Annotated in this window: 19 protein-coding genes; 17 read left to right on the top strand and 2 right to left on the bottom strand. The window is 64.1% G+C overall.

From position 1 onward, the window contains the following. Positions 1–116: 116 nt before the first annotated feature. Positions 117–869, bottom strand: a complete 753-nt coding sequence (locus tag ALII_RS0107765) for a phage Gp37/Gp68 family protein (RefSeq protein WP_024586756.1) — start codon at positions 867–869, stop codon at positions 117–119. Between the two features lie 9 nt (positions 870–878). Further along, complete coding sequence (locus ALII_RS0107760) at positions 879–1,985, bottom strand: three-Cys-motif partner protein TcmP (protein ID WP_024586755.1); 1,107 nt, start codon at positions 1,983–1,985, stop codon at positions 879–881. Positions 1,986–2,089: 104 nt separating this feature from the next. Between ALII_RS0107760 and ALII_RS21110 the strand changes: the two genes are divergently transcribed. The 17 genes from ALII_RS21110 to metK all read left to right on the top strand — a co-directional run bounded on the left by ALII_RS21110 (position 2,090) and on the right by metK (position 19,030). Beyond that, the gene (locus ALII_RS21110) at positions 2,090–2,326 is read left to right on the top strand and encodes a type II toxin-antitoxin system Phd/YefM family antitoxin (RefSeq protein WP_024586754.1); all 237 of its coding nucleotides are present in this window, start codon (positions 2,090–2,092) and stop codon (positions 2,324–2,326) included. Further along, entirely contained in the window at positions 2,327–2,704 is a 378-nt protein-coding gene (locus ALII_RS0107750; protein ID WP_024586753.1) for a type II toxin-antitoxin system death-on-curing family toxin, read from the top strand. Positions 2,705–3,187: 483 nt separating this feature from the next. Continuing rightward, positions 3,188–3,571 carry a hypothetical protein gene (locus ALII_RS0107745; RefSeq protein WP_035449474.1) on the top strand — a complete coding sequence of 128 codons (384 nt, stop codon included), beginning with the start codon at positions 3,188–3,190 and terminating at the stop codon, positions 3,569–3,571. Between the two features lie 12 nt (positions 3,572–3,583). Further along, complete coding sequence (locus tag ALII_RS0107740; RefSeq protein WP_152529561.1) at positions 3,584–3,844, top strand: hypothetical protein; 261 nt, start codon at positions 3,584–3,586, stop codon at positions 3,842–3,844. A 161-nt stretch (positions 3,845–4,005) separates the two neighbouring features. Continuing rightward, positions 4,006–4,626: a DUF1236 domain-containing protein gene (locus ALII_RS21590; RefSeq protein ID WP_024586750.1), complete on the top strand. Its 621-nt coding sequence runs from the start codon at positions 4,006–4,008 to the stop codon at positions 4,624–4,626. A 59-nt stretch (positions 4,627–4,685) separates the two neighbouring features. Next, on the top strand, positions 4,686–6,701 hold the full coding sequence (locus ALII_RS0107730) for a hydantoinase/oxoprolinase N-terminal domain-containing protein (protein WP_024586749.1): 2,016 nt from the start codon (positions 4,686–4,688) through the stop codon (positions 6,699–6,701). Between the two features lie 116 nt (positions 6,702–6,817). Next, the gene (locus ALII_RS0107725) at positions 6,818–8,989 is read left to right on the top strand and encodes a malate synthase G (RefSeq protein ID WP_024586748.1); all 2,172 of its coding nucleotides are present in this window, start codon (positions 6,818–6,820) and stop codon (positions 8,987–8,989) included. A 181-nt stretch (positions 8,990–9,170) separates the two neighbouring features. Beyond that, a complete protein-coding gene (tsaB, locus tag ALII_RS0107720) occupies positions 9,171–9,845 on the top strand; it encodes a tRNA (adenosine(37)-N6)-threonylcarbamoyltransferase complex dimerization subunit type 1 TsaB (protein WP_024586747.1) in 675 nt (224 codons plus the stop codon). Next, positions 9,842–10,330, top strand: coding sequence for a GNAT family N-acetyltransferase (locus ALII_RS0107715; RefSeq protein WP_024586746.1), 489 nt, complete (start codon positions 9,842–9,844; stop codon positions 10,328–10,330). The genes tsaB and ALII_RS0107715 overlap by 4 nt, the downstream gene beginning before the upstream one ends. Positions 10,331–10,333: 3 nt before the next feature. Continuing rightward, the gene (locus tag ALII_RS0107710; protein ID WP_024586745.1) at positions 10,334–11,113 is read left to right on the top strand and encodes a lysophospholipid acyltransferase family protein; all 780 of its coding nucleotides are present in this window, start codon (positions 10,334–10,336) and stop codon (positions 11,111–11,113) included. A gap of 49 nt (positions 11,114–11,162) precedes the next feature. Then, positions 11,163–12,548, top strand: coding sequence for a tRNA (N6-isopentenyl adenosine(37)-C2)-methylthiotransferase MiaB (miaB, locus tag ALII_RS0107705; RefSeq protein WP_029660308.1), 1,386 nt, complete (start codon positions 11,163–11,165; stop codon positions 12,546–12,548). Between the two features lie 74 nt (positions 12,549–12,622). Then, positions 12,623–13,618: a PhoH family protein gene (locus tag ALII_RS0107700; protein ID WP_051375802.1), complete on the top strand. Its 996-nt coding sequence runs from the start codon at positions 12,623–12,625 to the stop codon at positions 13,616–13,618. A 2-nt stretch (positions 13,619–13,620) separates the two neighbouring features. Further along, positions 13,621–14,091: an rRNA maturation RNase YbeY gene (ybeY, locus tag ALII_RS0107695; protein ID WP_029660307.1), complete on the top strand. Its 471-nt coding sequence runs from the start codon at positions 13,621–13,623 to the stop codon at positions 14,089–14,091. A gap of 29 nt (positions 14,092–14,120) precedes the next feature. Then, a complete protein-coding gene (locus ALII_RS0107690) occupies positions 14,121–15,170 on the top strand; it encodes a hemolysin family protein (protein WP_024586741.1) in 1,050 nt (349 codons plus the stop codon). 307 nt (positions 15,171–15,477) lie between these two features. Further along, positions 15,478–17,070, top strand: coding sequence for an apolipoprotein N-acyltransferase (gene lnt / locus ALII_RS0107685; RefSeq protein WP_024586740.1), 1,593 nt, complete (start codon positions 15,478–15,480; stop codon positions 17,068–17,070). 130 nt (positions 17,071–17,200) lie between these two features. Further along, positions 17,201–17,620: a helix-turn-helix domain-containing protein gene (locus tag ALII_RS0107680; RefSeq protein WP_024586739.1), complete on the top strand. Its 420-nt coding sequence runs from the start codon at positions 17,201–17,203 to the stop codon at positions 17,618–17,620. 120 nt (positions 17,621–17,740) lie between these two features. Next, entirely contained in the window at positions 17,741–19,030 is a 1,290-nt protein-coding gene (gene metK / locus ALII_RS0107675) for a methionine adenosyltransferase (RefSeq protein ID WP_024586738.1), read from the top strand. Positions 19,031–19,032 lie beyond the last annotated feature (2 nt).

Genomic DNA, 19,032 nt, shown 5'->3' with positions numbered 1-19,032 from the left:
ACATCTCCAAATCGCCATGCTCGGATTAGTTTCGGCCGAGACCGATGGCTGAGATTTAAGAGGTGTACCGGCATAGCTGCCGATCAGATTCCCCTGTCTGTACGCTAAAGAAGTAGCTACGCCTGAGCGCCGCCAGGAAAATCATCCCAAGTGCGGCCATCGAGAACACGACCGGTCTTCTTCTTGTTGACACCACCCCATTGCTTGAAATGGAAGGCTGTCTCTGCATCATAACATTGATCCCGAATGCTCCTAATCCAATCCGGCTCCACTGGTCTGGCATGAGGCCCACTTTCACCACCCGCAATAACCCAATCAATGCCGACGAGATCGAGATTGTCGAGTGGTCCTAGCAATGGTTCGAGGCTTAGGAATTTGATCACTGCTTGCGTGCGACGGAGGTGATCGATCCTGAACATGTAGTTTTCGTTCTCGACACTTACTCCCATCCAAACATTGCGGGGCCATGCCAGCTCCGGTGATAATTCTTCGAGACGTTCGGCTCGCTTAGTCAAAATCTGATAAGTGTGTTGCGGGGTTTTCTGCATCGTCGCCAGCACCCGCTTTATGAATGCCAACGGCACGTCTTCGTGGAACAGGTCGGACATAGAGTTTACAAATATCATACGACCGACTTTCCAAGTTGTCGGAAGTGATATCGAATCCTCGTCTATCCGCACAATGCCGTTCCATTTCGGACGGCCGCCAGACATGCGCGTTGTGCCAGCATACTTTGGTTGGCCCATCGCCTCCAACCGGCGCGCCATGCGCATGGCGTAGCAGTTTGTGCATCCCGGCGAAATGATCGTGCAGCCGACAACGGGATTCCACGTCGCTTCCGTCCACTCGATTGAAGAATTATTCGCCATCGATACTGCTCACTGGAACCTAACCAGAAGGTGGTCGGCAAACGTTCCTCTGCGGCGGGTCCCCTTGAGGCTACGGACGCCAACCTTTCCTTCCGCTTCAAGCTGCGTCAGGCTTTCCTTGTAATTCTTCAGGACATAGGGCGTGTCGACACTGTGGCGCTCATAGATTTCGGCAACAGAAAGTTCCTGCCCTGCAAATTTCTTGAGCAGCGAAGCGCGAAGCTGATCGAGCGGCCGTTGCAGCGAGAACAGCAGGGGCATCGACCAGTCGGCCGGAGAATATGCCAATGACGGTACACCTTGGTCCTCCGTCGAACTTTCCTTCGCCATAATGTCTTTCATGATGGAATAGCCCTTGAAGCTTTTGCTTACGAAAACAAGTTTGTGCGAAGTGCGCGTGCCGCCCGAGTTCCGGAATGTGAAGGGGAGCACATAGGTGCCGCCAAGCGCCTTGATCTCAGCTGCGAGTTCTTCCAAGATCAACGCTTCACGCAGCTCAGGCGAAAGGCTGGGCAGTAGTGCTCTCAGCGCATCCGCGCGTTCCTTACCGAACAGCGCATCCATGTGACCGGCCACGGCCTGATTTCCGATTCCAGCATTGATCCGATTGTAATTAAAGAAAAAGACGCAATCGCACCCCCAATCCTTAATGACACCCTTTATGATTTTAAGGGAAAGCCCTTTATATCCAAAGGGATCGATGAATGAGAAGGATGGAACGAGCTTCGATTGACTAAAGTGCTTTTCTGCTTCTTCGTCGATTTCGCCACAGGAGACGGTGGGCTTGTGCTTTAATTTTTCAATTCCGGGCAGCTTGTCGATTTCCGCCTGAAGTGTAGATGTTTTGTTGCTATCTGCGTCATTCAGGAACGTAATAAGCATCGAGCTGAGCTTGACATCAGTGATGGCGTGCTGAAGCACAAGCAGCGGTGTCGAAGCGGCACCATCCTTGTATCGGCCTGGTCCCGCATACAAATCAATATAGGCAATCCTGCTGCCGTTCTTCTGTGCCGTTGGCATAATGACATTCGCCCAAGCGTAGAAGTACTTTTGAACTATGCGCGCCTTTACTTCAGATTGATCGGTGCGTTCATCAAAAAATCTCGCGACGTTCATTGCAACCCTCCCGCCAAGACTTTTGCATAGAACAAAAAAGGAACATTATCAATAGTTGCATCCGACTCCTTGCCCAAATTGGCCAATTCAGCTAATATCCCTGAATGAAATCGTTCTCCGCCTCCGACGCCAAAAACCGTTTCGGCCAACTCATCGACATGGCGCAGGCCGAACCCGTGCGCGTACAGCGCCAAGGAAGGGATGTCGCCATCGTCCTGTCCCCGGAAGAGTTTCGCCGCATGGCCGACGCCGCGCGCGGCAAGGTCAATCCGGCCGTCGAGCGTCTTCATGCCGAAAGCGCCAGGCGCTGGGCGAGCGTCTACGAGGCGCTGGCGAAGTAGGTGGACTATCTCACGCTCGACGACGCGCTCCATATCCACGCCGAGCAATTGCGTCTGTTCGGCGGTGCCAAGGGCGTTCGCGATCATGGCCTGATTGAATCCGCACTGCTGCGTCCGCAGACCGGCTACTATGCCGACTTGATCGAACAGGCCGCCGCCTTGTGGGAAAGCCTTGCGATGAATCATGGCTTCATCGATGGCAACAAGCGCGTCGCCTTTGCTTGCATGGATATTTTTCTCGGCCTCAACGGCGCACGCCTCGAAGCCGAGCCCCAAGCGGTCATCGCCTTCATCTATGGCCATCTCGAAGCAAGCACGTTTCGCAAGCCGGTCATCGAGGGCTGGTTGCGCGCGCATGTCGTCGCCTGCCCGGCGTGAAGCCGCAAAAAACTTATCCCCCTCCCCAAAACCTCTCCCATACTCCACCGCGTCCCCGTCTTCGGGAACGCCTGTCGCGACGGTGTCATGCGGGCGGGGATCGGCGCCTCCGCCGTTCGGCAAACGTAGCCGGCGGCCGGGGAGGGCCGCGTCGAGGGTCCCCCTCCGGCCACTACGGGCCGGGTGTGCTGGACGAGCACGCAACCTGTCGATGCCTTCGGCGAAAGCCGGAAAGCGCGGCGGGGCAGCGGGACGGGCGCGGCTTTGCAAAGAACGCCGGATGGGGTGAGAAGCGGTCCGCGCAGCGGACGGAAAGCCAACGATTTGGCTTTCCGAGCGACGAACGCCCGAAGCCATAGCGTAGGGCTGCGGGATCGCAGTCATACCTACAGATGAGCGATGCCGCAGCCGCCCGTCTTCCCGAGCCCTTTCAACCGCCCCGCGCGCCGCGCGGGCGCAATCACTCATGCGTGGAGGAACAAGATGGCAAGGCGCAAGCGACGCAGGCAAAAGGCGCCGCGGGACATCCCGCCGCTGCCGGTCATCTACCACCTGCGCCAGCCGCACCAGACCGACGCGCAATATGCCGTCACCCGCCAGTGGGACGAAGAGCGCGCTCAGATCGATGCGATCCTGCAGGCGAACTGCCGCCACGCGGCGACCTGGCTCGGCCTGATGGCGAGCTGCAAATGGTCGGTCTGCCGGCGCGCGCGGCGCTGCGTCGGGCCGCTGCGGCCGACCGATGCGCTCGCCCATATGGGCCGCATTTTCCCGCCCTGCTGCGACACCCCCGAAAGGGGCGAAGAGGTGCGCATGTTGAACCACGTGTCGAACCCCGGCAAATGGCGGAGCGAAGTGCCGTGGTAACGAGGAAAAGCGATGAGGAAAAGAGCGATTTCGGTGCGTGCGGCGCGCCACCCCAACTGCGCCACGATCGCAGGGCAGGGCTGGAAGATGCGCATCTGGCTTCTTCCCGTCCTCGCCCTTCCCGCCTGCTCGACCTTCGATGCCGGCCCGCCGCCCGTTCCCACGGCTACGGTCGCCCCCGCAGCGCTGGTTGCACCAGTCAGCCCCGCCGCGTCGGCCGCGCCGGGAATACGGCCGCTGACAGAGGACCAGCGCGATATGCTCGACGGGTGATCCGGTGTCGCTGTGCGGCTCCTTTGTTACGTTCCGTGATGTCATTTGAGGGGAACGCACCTCGCCCTCACGCATTTTTGAAGCCGAGGGACGTCACTGAACGTTTGCGGCGCGGACGCCTTGGAGAAGGGGACCGCGCCACCATCAAAGGAGTACCCACCATGCGTAAGTTCCTTCTTGCGACCGCCGCCATTGCCGCCTTGTCGGTCGGTGCCGCGCACGCCCAGACTTCCAACGATGATTCGGCCCGCGGCTTCGGCGCGACGGCCGGCGGCACGACGGGTGCCGTTGCCGGTGCCGTCGTCGGCGGCCCGATCGGCGCGATCGTCGGCGGTTTCGCCGGTGCCGTGATCGGCGCGGAAACGGCTGTTCCGGACGAGGTCGTCGGCTATGTCGTCGACAATCCGGTCCCGACCGTCACCTATGAAGGCGAGATCGCAGCCGGCGCCGTGATCCCGGCGGAGGTCGAGGTCGTGCAGGTGCCCGACAGCCCGGAATATGGCTACATCTACGTCAACGGCCGTCCGGTCCTGGTCGAGTATGAGAGCCGCGAGGTGGTCTATTCGCCCGGCTACGTCGTGCCGGAGCGCACCGTGACCTACATCACCGAGAACCCGGCTGATCCCGTCGTGATCGACGCCGAGATTTCGACCGGCGCGATCCTGCCGGCCGACGTCCAGATCATCGAGGTGCCGGAAGATCCGTATTACGGCTACGTCTACACCGAGCAGGGCCCGATCGTGGTCGAGCGCGGCACGCGTGAGGTCATCTGGGTCGAGTAATCGGCCTTTCCTGGCCGAACCGGCCGCGTTAAGGAGATCGTCTTCAACGGGCGATCTCCATGGCCGGAACTGACGACGCGCCGCTCTATCTGGGTTTCGATACGGGCGGCACCTATACCGACGCCGTGCTCTTCAGCGAGGAGCGCGGCGTCATCGCCAAGGCGAAGGCGCTGACGACACGGCACGACCTCGCCGTCGGCATCACTGAGGCTGCCGACCGCGTCATCGCGCTGGCCGGCATCGCTCCGCGGGCAATCCGCCTGGTGTCGATGTCCACCACCCTCGCCACCAACGCCCTCGTCGAAGGGCAGGGCGGTCGGGTCGGTCTGGTGATGATCGGCTTCTCCGAAACCGATCTCGATAAAGACGGCCTCAAAACCGCCCTCGGCTCCGATCCGGTGATTTTCGTCCCCGGCGGCCACGACGTCCACGGCAACGAGACAAAGCTCGACCTTGCCGCGTTGGAAGATGCCCTGCCGGAACTGGCGACAAGCGTTTCCGGCTTCGCCGTCTGCGGCTACTTTTCCACCCGCAATCCCAAACATGAGATACTGGCCCGCGACCTGATCCGAGAACGGACGGGACTGCCCGTAACGACATCCCACGAACTCTCCTCCAAACTCGGCGGCCCCCGCCGCGCCCTGACGACGCTCCTCAACGCCCGGCTGATCTCGATGATCGACCGCCTCATCGCCGCCACCGAAGGTTTCCTTGCAGATCGCGGCATCGACGCCCCGCTGATGGTCGTGCGCGGTGACGGCGCGCTCGTCTCCGCCCGCTTCGCGCGCCAGCGGCCGATCGAGACGATCCTGTCCGGACCGGCCGCAAGCATCGTCGGCGCCCGTCATCTGACCAGGCTGGACGATGCCGTTGTCTCCGACATCGGCGGCACGACGACCGACATAGCAATCCTCGACAAGGGCGTCCCGCGGCTCGACCCGGACGGGGCAACGGTCGGCGGGTTTCGGACGATGGTCGAGGCCGTGGCGATGCGCACCTTCGGGCTCGGCGGCGATTCGGAAGTGACGGTCGCCGATGGGGGGCTCGATCCGGCGATCCTGCTCGGCCCCCGCCGCCTCGTGCCGCTGTCGCTCGCCGCGCATCAGCATGGCGCGGCCATCGCCGAAACGCTGGAACGCCAGCTCCGCGCTGCCAATCCCGGCCGCATGGATGGTCGTTTCGCGGTGCGAACCGGCGTGCCGGAACGACTGGCGGCCGGGCTCTCCGCTGCCGAGGCTCGGCTTTACGAGAAGGTGACGGCGACGCCGCTGCCGCTCGACCAGTTGCTGACCTCGACGGCCCAAGTGGCGACGCTGCAACGTCTCGTCGCGCGCGGCCTTGTTCATCTGTGTGGGTTCACCCCATCCGACGCCGCCCATGTGCTCGGACGGCAGGATAATTGGGACGAGCGCGCCGCCCGGCTCGGCGCGGAACTGGTGGCGCGGCGGCGTGACGGACGCGGGCAGGCGATCGCGGCGGGCGCGGCGGAGATTTCGCAGCGCGTGCTCGACGCTGTCACGCGCCGCTCGGCCGAACTGATGCTGGAATCGGCGCTCGCCGATGACGGTCTCGACGGCGCGGCGATCGTCGCCGGGCCGTTGGTCCAGCGCGCGCTCGACGGCAAGGCTGGCATCGCAAGGCTGGCGGTCGGTCTCGACCGGCAGGTCATCGGCCTCGGCGCATCGGCCGGCCTGCACTATGCCGGCCTGCCGAAGCTGGTCGGGCAGGGCTGCGTCGTGCCGGAAGATGCCGACGTGGCGAACGCCATCGGCGCGGTGGTGGGGCAGGTGCGCGTCAGCGCCGAAGCGGTCGTCACCCAGCCGGTAGAGGGCATTTTCCGCGTCAGCGCGGGCGAAACGATCTCCGACCACCGCTCGGAGGATGATGCACTTTCGGTCGCGAGCGCGCATCTGCGTGACCTTGCGCGCGAGGCAGCGCGGCGCGCCGGCAGCGACGATGTCGAGATCGACGTCGCGACCGATCTGCGCATCGCGACGATCGAAGGGCAGCGTGCGTTCATCGAGGCGAGCCTGCGCGCGGTGGCGACTGGCCGGCCGCGGATCACGCTGCGTTAGAATTTTTCGCAAGGCAGTTTCGCCTTTTGCCGAATTGACCGACCGCCCCGCGCGTGGTGAAAGCGATCAGGGCCTTCAAAGGCCATCGCCATGCGCTTTTGAGGGAGGTTTTCTGCATGAATGACCGCGTTGACGCCAATGGGTTGAAGATCGACCGGGTTCTCTACGACTTCATCGCCAACGAGGCCGTGGCCGGTACGGGCATCGATGCGGAAAGCTTCTGGCGGGATTTTGCAGTGATCGTCGCCGATCTCGCGCCGAAGAACCGGGCGCTTCTGGAAAAGCGCGACGCGATCCAGGAAAAGATCGACGCCTGGCACCGCGAGAACGGCGCGCCCAACGATCTGGCCGCCTATGAAGGCTTCCTGCGCTCGATCGACTACATCGTTCCCGAAGGCCCCGCCTTCAAGGTGACGACCGAGAACGTCGACGACGAGATCGCGACCATCGCCGGCCCGCAGCTCGTCGTCCCGGTGATGAATGCGCGCTATGCTCTGAACGCTGCCAATGCGCGATGGGGCTCGCTTTATGACGCGCTCTACGGCACCGACGCGATCCCCGAGACCGACGGCGCGGAAAAGGGCAAGGGCTACAATCCGAAGCGCGGCGAGAAGGTGATCGCCTGGGCGCGCGAATTCCTCGATGGCGCGGTGCCGCTGGAAGGTGCGAGCTGGACCGATACGCGGTCCTTCGGGGTCGAGGGCGGCAAGCTGGTCGTCGAGACGGCGAACGGGAAAACCGGGCTGAAGGATGGCGCGCAGTTCGCCGGCTATGTGGGCGATGCGGCTGCCCCGACGCAGTTCCTCATGAAGAACAACGGCATCCACATCGAGGTGCTCATCGACGCGGAATCCGACATCGGCAAATCCGATCCGGCGCATATTTCCGACGTCTGGCTCGAATCCGCGCTGACCACGATCCAGGATTGCGAGGATTCGGTCGCGGCCGTCGACGCCGAGGACAAGGTCGAGGTCTACCGCAACTGGCTCGGCCTGATGAAGGGCGATCTGACCGAGGAAGTGACCAAGGGCGGCAAGAGCTTCACGCGCAAGCTGAACCCTGATTTCGACTATACCGCGCCGGATGGCTCGACATTTTCGCTGCGCTGTCGCTCGCTGATGCTGGTGCGCAATGTCGGTCACCTGATGACCAACCCGGCGATCTTGGATGCGGAAGGCAACGAGGTGCCGGAAGGCATCATGGATGCCGCCATCACCGGCCTGATCGCACTGCACGACATCGGCCCGAACGGCCGCCGCGCGAATTCGCTGAAGGGCTCGATGTATGTCGTGAAGCCGAAGATGCACGGTCCCGAGGAGGTCGCCTTCGCATCCGAACTCTTCGGCCGCGTCGAGACGATGCTGGGCATGGCGCCGAACACGATGAAGATGGGCATCATGGACGAGGAGCGCCGCACGACGGTGAATCTCAAGGAGTGCATCCGCGCGGCGTCGTCGCGCGTGGTGTTCATCAACACCGGCTTCCTCGACCGCACCGGCGACGAGATGCACACCTCGATGGAAGCCGGCCCGATGATCCGCAAGGGCGACATGAAGCAGGCGGCCTGGATCGGCGCCTACGAGAACTGGAACGTCGATATCGGGCTGGAATGCGGGCTGGCCGGCCATGCGCAGATCGGCAAGGGCATGTGGGCGATGCCGGACCTGATGGCCGCGATGCTGGAGCAGAAGATCGGCCACCCGAAGGCAGGCGCCAACACCGCCTGGGTGCCGTCTCCGACGGCCGCGACGCTCCACGCGACCCACTATCACAAAGTCAACGTCGCCAAGGTGCAGGGCGAACTGAAGGCCCGCGCCCGTGCCAAGCTGGCCGATATCCTGTCGGTCCCGGTCGCGACGCGGCCGAACTGGACGCCCGAGGTCATCCAGCGCGAACTCGACAACAATGCGCAGGGAATTCTGGGCTACGTCGTGCGCTGGGTGGACCAGGGCGTCGGCTGCTCCAAGGTCCCGGACATCAACGATGTCGGCCTGATGGAAGACCGCGCGACATTGCGGATTTCGGCGCAGCACATGGCCAACTGGCTGCATCACGGTGTCTGCTCTCGCGATCAGGTGATGGAGACGATGAAGCGCATGGCCGCCGTAGTGGATCGGCAGAACGAGGGCGATGCGCTGTACCGGCCGATGGCGCCGGATTTCGACAACTCCATCGCGTTCCAGGCGGCGTGTGATCTGGTGTTGAAGGGGCGCGAGCAGCCGAATGGCTATACGGAGCCGGTGCTGCATCGGCGGCGGCTGGAGCTGAAGGCGAAGCGGGGCGCTTGATTTTCTTGCGTTTGGAGAAAACGGTGCGCGAAGCCCCCTCCACCGCCTTTGGCGGTCCCCCTCCCCCGCTTCGCAGGGGAGGAACTACCGTTGCGGATGGCCTCGACCTTGATCCTCCCCTGTTTACGGGGGAGGGGGACCATGCGAAGCATGGTGGAGGGGGCGCATTGCCATCTTATTCATGATCATCCTCGCCATCGACACCTCCGCCAATCTCTGCGCCGCCTCGATCCACGCCGACCGTGAACTCGGCCGTTGCGTGCGCGATCTCGGCAAGGGCCATGCCGAGCATCTGATGGCGGTGGTCGACGAGGCTTTGGCGGCGGCGGGTAAGACTTACGCCGATCTCGACAGGCTGGCCGTTTCCATCGGGCCGGGTTCGTTCACCGGCATCCGCGTCGGGGTTTCGGCCGCGCGCGCACTGGCGCTGGCGCTGAAAATCCCGGCCATCGGAATAACGACGCTCGAAGCGCTGGCATTTGAAGCGCGGCAGGCCAATGTCGGGCGGAACGTGTTGGCTGGACTCGATGGCGGGCGCGGCGAAATCCATGCCGCGCTCTACGGTCCGGACGGCGAAGAAATCGCAACGCCGGCCGCGATCGATCTGAAGGCGGCTTGCGAAATTGCGACGCGCGCGAACGCAATCCTCGTCGGCACGGCGGCGGATGCGATCCACGCGGCAGGAGGCGGGGCGATCGACATTGCCGGCCGGCAAGCGACGGCGGACATCGCAGCCTATGCCGTGCTCGGTTCGGGCAAGCCCGACACCGGCGCGCGACCGGCTCCGCTTTATCTCCGCTCCGCCGATGCCAAGGTGAACGCAGGCTTCGCCGTCGCGCGAAAGGCGGCGCCATGAAGATGCCATGGTCGACGCCGCGTGAATTCGCCATCGAGCCGCTGGAGATCGAGGATGCGGCGGCACTGCCGCGCATCCATGAGGAGGATTTCATCCGTCCTTGGTCGGAAGACGAGTTCGCCGATCTCCTGGCGCAGGGCAACGTCTTCGGTTTCGCCGCGCGCGAGGTCGGCAAGCGGCATCTCGGACCGGTCGGCTTCGTGCTGGTGCGGCAGGCGGCGGACGAGGCGGAAATCCTGACCGTCGCGGTCGCGCGCTCGGCGCGGCGGCTTGGGCTGGGGCGCAGCTTGATGGACGCCGTTCTGCGCGCGCTCCACGCCGAACGCACCGCCTCGCTCTTCCTCGAGGTCGACGAGACCAATGCGCCGGCGATCGCGCTTTATCGGCGGATCGGCTTCATCCAGGTCGGCAAGCGGCCGGACTATTACAAGCAGCCGGGCGGTGGGCGCACCGGCGCGATCGTCATGCGCCGCGATCTTCACTGACCCATGCGCGCCAAGGCGAAGCTTGCCATTGCCCTGATCGGCTTCGCGCTCGGCACGGCGGGTCTCGTGGCGTGGCAGACGGCGATGAAAATGACGCGCATCGGCGATCCGCGAAAGCCGGCACTGCTCTGGCACCGCATGGTTCTGGCGCTGCTCGGCATCCGCGTCCATGTGAGCGGGCCGCTATCGCCGCAGCGCCCGCTGCTGATCGCGGCGAACCATGTGTCGTGGACGGACATCATGGTGCTCGGCTCGATCGCGCCCGTGAACTTCATCGCCAAGGCGGAGGTCGCGACATGGCCGGTTCTGGGCCGGCTCTTTCGGTCGCAGAACTCCGTTTTCGTCGAGCGCGAGGCGCGCCATCGCTCCGGCCACCAGACGCGGGAAGTGGCCGAAACGCTGAAATCGGGCGATCCGCTGGTGCTGTTCGCCGAAGGCACGACGGCGTGCGGCAACCGGCTCCTGCCGTTCAAGTCGACGCTCTTCGGCGCGGCCGCGCAACTGTCCGACGAGGCGTTCGCGGTGCAGCCGGCGGCGCTCTTCTATTCGCGGCTGCACGGCATGGCGATGGGGCGGCGCCACCGCGCGCGCTATGCCTGGATCGGCGACGAGGAGCTGGTGCCGCACCTGCTGCGCATCCTCGAAAGCGGGCCCGTCGACGTCGAGGTGCGTTTCGGCGAGCCGATCAGTTTCGCCGGCGCGAACCGCAAGCAGGTCTCGGCGCGTTCGGAAGCGGCGATCCGCGAACTCGTGACCGGCGTCAGGCGCGGCGCGAAGCTGTGATCACGCGCGGTCTGTCCTTCGGCGCCAAAAAGCGTTAGAGGCTCGCCGCATGGAACAGACAGATACGATCGCTCCGCGGGAAACAGGTTTGGCGCAGGCCCGCAAGGTCTTCGTCAAGACCTATGGCTGCCAGATGAACGTCTACGACAGCCAGCGCATGTCCGATGCGCTGGCCGCCGATGGCTACCAGCCGACGGAGACGATCGAGGACGCCGATCTGGTGCTGCTCAACACCTGCCACATCCGCGAGAAGGCGGCCGAAAAGGTCTATTCGGAGCTTGGGCGCATCCGCGACTTGAAGGCAGAGCGCGCCGCCGAGGGCCGCCAGATGGTCGTCGGCGTGACCGGCTGCGTGGCGCAGGCCGAGGGCGACGAAATCCTGCGCCGCGCGCCGGCGGTCGATCTCGTGGTCGGTCCGCAGACCTATCATCGCCTGCCGGCGGTGGTGCGGAAGGCGCGCGCGGGCGAAAAGGTGGTCGAGACCGAATATGCGCTCGAAGACAAGTTCGAGCATTTGCCGCAGCCGAACAAGGCGGCGGTCAGGTCGCGCGGCGTGACGGCTTTTCTGACCGTGCAGGAAGGCTGCGACAAGTTCTGCACCTTCTGCGTGGTGCCCTATACGCGCGGCTCGGAAATCTCGCGGCCCGTCGCGCAGATCGTGGCGGAGGCGCAGCGGCTCGTCGAGGGCGGCGTGCGCGAGATCACGCTGCTCGGCCAGAACGTCAATGCCTGGCATGGCGAGGGCGCAGATGGCAGGGAGTGGGGGCTCGGCGAGCTTCTGTTCCGACTGGCCGAAATTCCGGGGCTCGCCCGGCTACGCTATACGACCAGCCATCCGCGCGACATGGACGACGCGCTGATCGCGGCGCATCGCGACCTTGAACAGTTGATGCCCTATCTCCATCTGCCCGTTCAGTCGGGCTCGGATCGCATCTTGAAGGCGATGAACCGCAAGCACACGGCCGACGACTATCTGCGGTTGGTCGATCGCATTCGCGGCGTGCGCGGCGACATCGCCATGTCGGGCGATTTCATCGTCGGCTTCCCCGGCGAGACCGACGAGGACTTCTGTGCGACGATGAAGCTGGTGCGCGAGGTGGATTATGCACAGGCTTTCTCGTTCAAATATTCGCCGCGTCCGGGAACACCGGGCGCCGAGATGAAGTTGCACGTCGAGGAACGTGTGAAGGACGAAAGGCTGCAGGAACTGCAGGCTTTGCTGACAAACCAGCTCGAAGCGTTCACGCAGACCCGCGTCGGCATGGTGATGGACACGCTGATCGAGAAGCCGGGCCGGCGCGAGGGACAGATCGTCGGACGCTCGCCCTGGCTGCAGCCGGTGATTCTTGATGAAACCGTCGGCCGAATCGGCGACATTGTCCGGGTGAAGGTATTGAGCGCCGGCCGCAACAGCCTGTTTGCCGAGCCGGTTTGAGGTCAGGCACCAATGAGGAGAGCCGATTGAGCGTCGCACCGGAACTGAAGCCCGGCCCCCAGGGGGCGTCGGACATGGCGCATATCGTACTCACCTTCGACAACAACGGACTTGCCTCCGCCCTTTACGGTCAGTTCGACGAGAATCTGGCGCGCATCGAGCAGAAGCTCGGCCTCGACATCCGTTCCAAGGGCAACCAGCTTTCGATCCGCGGCGAGCCTGGCGCGGCCGAACAGGCGCGCCGCGCGCTGGATTATCTCTACGGCCTCCTGCAGAAGGGCCACGATGTCTCGCCGTCGGAGGTTGACGGCGCGATCCGCATCTCGATCGCCGCCGACGACCAGTTGACGCTGCCGACGCTCGAGCGCAAGGGCAAGATGGCGGCGGCGCAGATCGCGACGCGCAAGCGCACCATCTATGCCCGCTCGGTCAATCAGGACGCCTATATGCGCGCGCTGGAGCGCTCCGAACTGGTGTTCGGCATCGGGCCTGCCGGCACCGGCAAGACCTATCTCGCCGTCGCACACGCCGCGATGCTGCTCGAGCGCGGCGCCGTGGAGCGCATTATCCTGTCGCGGCCGGCGGTGGAGGCGGGCGAGCGGCTCGGCTTCCTGCCGGGCGACATGAAGGAAAAGGTCGACCCCTATCTACGCCCGCTCTACGACGCGCTCTACGACATGATGCCGGCCGACAAGGTGGAACGCGCCATCGCCGCGGAAGTGATCGAGATCGCGCCGCTCGCCTTCATGCGCGGGCGAACGCTGCGCAATGCCGCGATCATCCTCGACGAGGCGCAGAACACGACGCCGATGCAGATGAAGATGTTTTTGACCCGCCTCGGCGAGGGCGGGCGCATGATCGTCACGGGCGATCCGAGCCAGATCGACTTGCCGCCCAACACCAAATCCGGCCTCGTCGAGGCGCTGCGCATCCTCACCGACGTTCCGGGCATCGTCACCTGTCGCTTCAACGACGTTGATGTCGTCCGTCATTCGCTCGTCGCCGAAATCGTGCGCGCCTATGACCGGGAAGGCGCTGGCATGCCCGGCCGGGGGCCGCTTCAGGTCTGAAAATGACGATCGAGATCGACATCGCCATGGAGGCCGGCGACTGGCCGGCCGAAGACGAACTGCACGGCCATGCCGAACGGGCGGCCGACGCCGTCTTCGCCGAGCTCGATATCGCCGATCCGGCGTCCGAACTCAGTCTGCTCTTCACCGACGACGCCTCGATCCGCGTCCTCAACCGGGACTGGCGCGGGAAGGACAAGGCGACCAACGTCCTCTCCTTCCCGGCATTCGAGGTCGCGCCGGGCGATCCGTTGCCGCCGATGCTCGGAGACGTTATTCTGGCCTTCGAGACGGTTTCGGCCGAAGCGGCACTGGAAGCAAAGCCGTTCGCGCACCATCTGACCCATCTGATCGTCCACGGCTTGCTTCATCTTCTGGGCTACGACCACGAAAATGACGCAGAGGCGGACGAGATGGAGGGGCTGGAACGCAAGGTGCTCGCGCGTCTTGCCATTCCCGATCCGTATGTCTAACTGGTAGGGCCAACATGGCCTTAGGGACAATGAACGAACAAACGCAGATTGAGGCTTCCCCCGAACGGGCAGAAGCAGGCGGCTCCGACGAAGGTTCGGACGCCCAAAGTAGGACCGCTGGCACTGCCGGCAAGTCCACAACTTTCCTCCACAGGCTCTCGGGGCTGTTCAAGCCCAGGAACGGCTCGTCGATCCGCGAGGATCTGGCCGACGCGCTCGACGAGCATTCGCTGGATTCGGCCGGCTTTTCGCCGGGCGAGCGCGCGATGCTCAAGAACATCCTGCGGCTGCGCGAACTGCGCGTCGAGGACGTCATGATCCCCCGCGCCGACATCCAGGCGGTGGAGATCACGACGACGCTCGGCGACCTTATGGTCACGTTCGAGCGGCTCGGCCATTCGCGCATGCCTGTTTATGGCGAGACGCTGGACGATCCGCGCGGCATGGTCCACATCCGCGACGTGATCGCCCACATCACCCGCACGGCGGGACAGAAGAAGTCGCGGGCGACGAAGAAGCCGCTCAACGCCGCGACGCTTGATCTCTCCAATGTCGAGTTGGGAAAGAGCATCGGCGAACTGAGCCTCGTGCGAAAACTGCTTTTCGTGCCGCCGTCGATGCTCGCTTCCGACCTGATGGCGCGGATGCAGGCCGAACGGCTGCAGATGGCGCTCGTCATCGACGAATATGGCGGCACCGACGGCCTCGTTTCGCTGGAGGACATTGTCGAGATGGTCGTCGGCGACATCGAGGACGAGCATGACGACGACGAGGCGATGATCACGCAGGCGGGCGACGGCGTCTTCATCGTCGATGCCAAGGCCGAGATCGACGACGTCGCCGAGAAGATCGGCGATGCGTTCTCGGCCGGTGAGCACGGCGAATATGTCGACACGATCGGCGGCATGATCTTCAACGCGCTCGGCCGCGTGCCCGCGCGCGGCGAGGTGGTCCAGGCGATCCCTGGCTTCGAGTTCCACGTGCTCGACGCTGACCCGCGAAGGGTCAAACGGGTGCGCATCGTCCAGAGCCGCGGCACGGATCGCCGCCGGCGTCAGGTGCGGCAGGCGACGAATTAGGCTTTGGGTGCAGGTCGGGTTTTTGCGAAGGGGACCCCCACCCTGTATCCCTCCCCACAAGGGGGAGGGAGTCGCGAGCGTTCCGGCGAACGATCAATGCACCACCCGGTTTGACGGGTAGAGCGGTACGCCGATGCCCTCCCTCCCCCTTGTGGGGAGGGATAAAGGGTGGGGGTCCCTTTCGACCAAACGAGTCGAAAACCGCGCATGCCATCAGTCATGAAAGCGCAATTCTCACGTCCGTTTGGAAAGCCCCAGCGCCTTTGCTAAAGAGGTGCGGGGTTTGATTCTGGCAGCGGACGGGTGAATGGAGCGCCTTGCGGGCAAGATAATTCTCCTGTCGGGGGCCGGCAGGGCGCTGGTCGCCTTGGCTGCGGGCGCGATTGCGAGCCTGTCTCAGGCGCCGTTCGATTTTCCGCTTGCCGCTTTCGTCGCTTTTCCGGTTCTCGTCTGGCTGCTTGACGGGGCCGTTGCCGCACCCGAACGGCGCGGCCTGAGCAGGCTCGGACCGTCCTTTCTGGTCGGCTGGCTGTTCGGTTTCGGCTATTTCCTGGTCGGCCTCTGGTGGACGGGCAACGCGCTTCTGGTCGAGGCCGATCTCTTCGCCTGGGCTCTGCCGCTGGCCATTATCGGCCTGCCGGCGGTTCTGGCGTTCTTCTATGCGTTTGCAGCGGCGCTCGCGAAGATCGCCTGGAGCGACGATATCGGGCGCATCGCAGCGCTTGCCGTCGCCTTCGCGTTCGCCGAATGGCTGCGCTCGGTGCTCTTTTCCGGATTTCCCTGGAACGCCGTCGGCTATGCGGCGATGCCTGTGCCGCTCGCCATGCAGTCGATCGCTATCGTCGGCGCGGTCGGGATCAACGTCCTTGCCGTTTTCGTCTTTTCGCTGCCCGCGCTGCTTGCAGGTCGCGCGCATCTGAAGCTGGGGGCGGCACTCGGCGTCGGGCTGGTCGTGCTTCATCTGGGCTATGGCGGGCTTCGTCTTTCGCAGGCCGAGGCGACCGATGGTGCCGAGACGATCGCGATCCGCGTGATCCAGCCGTCGATCCTGCAGAGCCAGAAATGGGACATGGCCGAGCGCGACCGGATTTTCCAGGCGCATCTCGACCTGACGACACGGCCGGTGGAGGAAGGTGGCGAGAAGGCGGACATCGTCGTGTGGCCCGAAACGTCGGTGCCGTTCCTCTTCGGCGACAGGCCCGACGCCCTCGCCGCGCTCGGCGCGGCCATCGACGACGACCAGCGCCTGCTCGCCGGCATCGTGCGCGCGGAAGCGCGCGGGGAGGGCGAGACTTCCTATTACAATTCGATCGTCGTCATCGACGGGTCGGGCGAGATCGTCGATGCCTTCGACAAGGTGCGGCTCGTCCCGTTCGGCGAATACCTGCCGTTCCAGGAATTCCTGTCCCGCTTCGGCCTGCGGCAACTGGCGCAGAACATTGGCGGTTTTTCCGCAGGCTCGACGCGCCGGCCGCTCGATCTGGGCGGCGGCGTCTCCGGCCTGCCCTTCATCTGCTACGAAGTGATTTTCCCCGGCATCGCGCCTCGCGGCGGCGGCGATGCGAGGCTTCTCATCAACGTCACCAACGATGCCTGGTTCGGCGATACGCCCGGACCCTACCAGCATTTTCGCCAGGCCCAGTTCCGCGCCGTCGAATCGGGCCTGCCGCTCGTTCGCGCCGCCAACAACGGCATTTCGGCGGTGGTCGACGGCTATGGCCGCGTGGTCGACGGACTGGCCGTCGATGCCGTCGGCGTGCTCGACGTGGACGTTCCGCTCGGCGAGGCCGGAGCGTTCCTGCCGCCGTTGCGCCCCGGTCTCGTCGGCTGGAGCCTGCTGATCGCACTTGGCATCGCTGCCACAGCAAACAACCTGCGGTCGCGCCATCGTGTCAATTGACACACATATATTAGCGACTCATAGTCAGATTACCGCGATCTAGAGTCGGGCGGGCCTTGGGGCGCTCGCACGACACGCGGCCAGAAGCGCAAAGCTCAACGACAATGGCCTGCTCCAATGGGCTAACATCATGATAACCAATAAGAAGAAGCCGAATCCGATCGACATACACGTCGGCAGTCGGGTGCGGTTGCGTCGTAACATGCTCGGCATGAGCCAGGAAAAGCTTGGCGAAATGCTCGGGATCACGTTCCAGCAGATCCAGAAATACGAAAAGGGCACGAACCGTGTCGGTGCCAGTCGCCTGCAGGCGATTTCAACCGTCATGAACGTTCCGGTTTCCTATTTCTTCGAGGACGCGCCGGGGCAGGACGAGAACCGCAGCGGCTTTTCGGAGGATGACGGATCGACCTATGTGGTCGATTTCCTGAACAGTTCCGAAGGCCTGCAACTCACCCGCGCCTTCATCAAGATTTCCGATCCGAAAGTTCGGCGCCGGATCATCGATCTGGTCAAGTCGCTCGCATCCGACGACGACGAAACGCCGTAGAGGGAAGAGCCCGGCGGATTTGAGGACTCGGTCGAGCATGTCTTGACCGGGCCTTCTGCGCTTGGCTACACGTCTTTCCGCCTGCCCTTTCGGCAGAGCGCTTTCCAGAGGGGACACCCGATCTTGCGCCAGAACTATATCTTCACCTCCGAATCCGTATCCGAAGGCCACCCCGACAAGGTGTGCGACCGCATCTCCGACGAGATCGTGGACCTGGTCTATCGCGAGGCGGCGAAGAAGAACGGCAGCGGCAAGCCGCAGATGGATGCGTGGAAGGTGCGCGTCGCCTGCGAAACGCTCGCCACCACCAACCGTGTCGTCATCGCCGGCGAGGTCCGCGTACCCGACACGCTGTTGAAGAAGTCCAAGGACGGTGAATTCGTCAAGGATGCCGCGGGCAACCCGATGGTCAATCCGGCCAAGTTCAAGTCGGTGGCGCGCAAGGCGATCCGTGCGATCGGCTACGAGCAGGACGGCTTCCACTGGAAGACGGCGAAGATCGACGTTCTCCTCCACGGCCAGTCCGCCCACATCGCCCAGGGCGTCGACAATGCGTCCGACAAGCAGGGCGAGGAAGGCGCGGGCGACCAGGGCATCATGTTCGGCTATGCCTGCCGCGAGACGCCGGACCTGATGCCGGCGCCGATCTACTACAGCCACAAGATTCTCGAGCTTCTGGCCGACGCCCGCAAGAGCGGCGACGGCGACGTGGCGCGGCTCGGTCCCGATGCCAAGAGCCAGGTGACCGTGCGCTATGTCGACGGCCAGCCGAAGGAAGCGACGCAGATCGTGCTCTCGACCCAGCACATCGATCCCGAGTGGGATAACAAGAAGGTGCGCAAGGTCGTCGAGCCCTACATCCGCGAGGCGCTGTCCTCCGGCGGGCTGTCGATCGCCGACGACTGCAACTGGTACATCAATCCGACCGGCAAGTTCGTCATCGGCGGACCCGATGGGGATTCCGGCCTGACGGGCCGCAAGATCATCGTCGACACCTATGGCGGCGCGGCTCCGCATGGCGGCGGCGCGTTCTCGGGCAAGGACACGACCAAGGTCGACCGCTCGGCAGCTTATGCCGCGCGCTATCTGGCCAAGAACGTGGTCGCGGCGAAGCTGGCCGACCGCTGCACGATCCAGCTCGCCTACGCCATCGGCGTCGCCCAGCCGCTGTCGGTCTATGTCGACCTGCACGGCACCGGCAAGGTCGCCGAAGAGGTGGTGGAGAAGGCGCTGCGCGAGGTCATGGACCTGTCGCCGTCCGGCATTCGCCGGCACCTGGACCTGAACAAGCCGATCTATGCGCGCACGGCCGCCTATGGCCATTTCGGCCGCAAGGCCGGCCGCGACGGCTCGTTTTCCTGGGAAAAGACGGACCTCGTGAAGGCCCTCAGGCAAGCGGTCGCCGCCTGAAA

Source organism: Aliihoeflea sp. 2WW (assembly GCF_000497755.1).
Lineage (GTDB): Bacteria > Pseudomonadota > Alphaproteobacteria > Rhizobiales > Rhizobiaceae > Aliihoeflea.
This window is presented reverse-complemented; position numbering and strand designations above follow the sequence as displayed.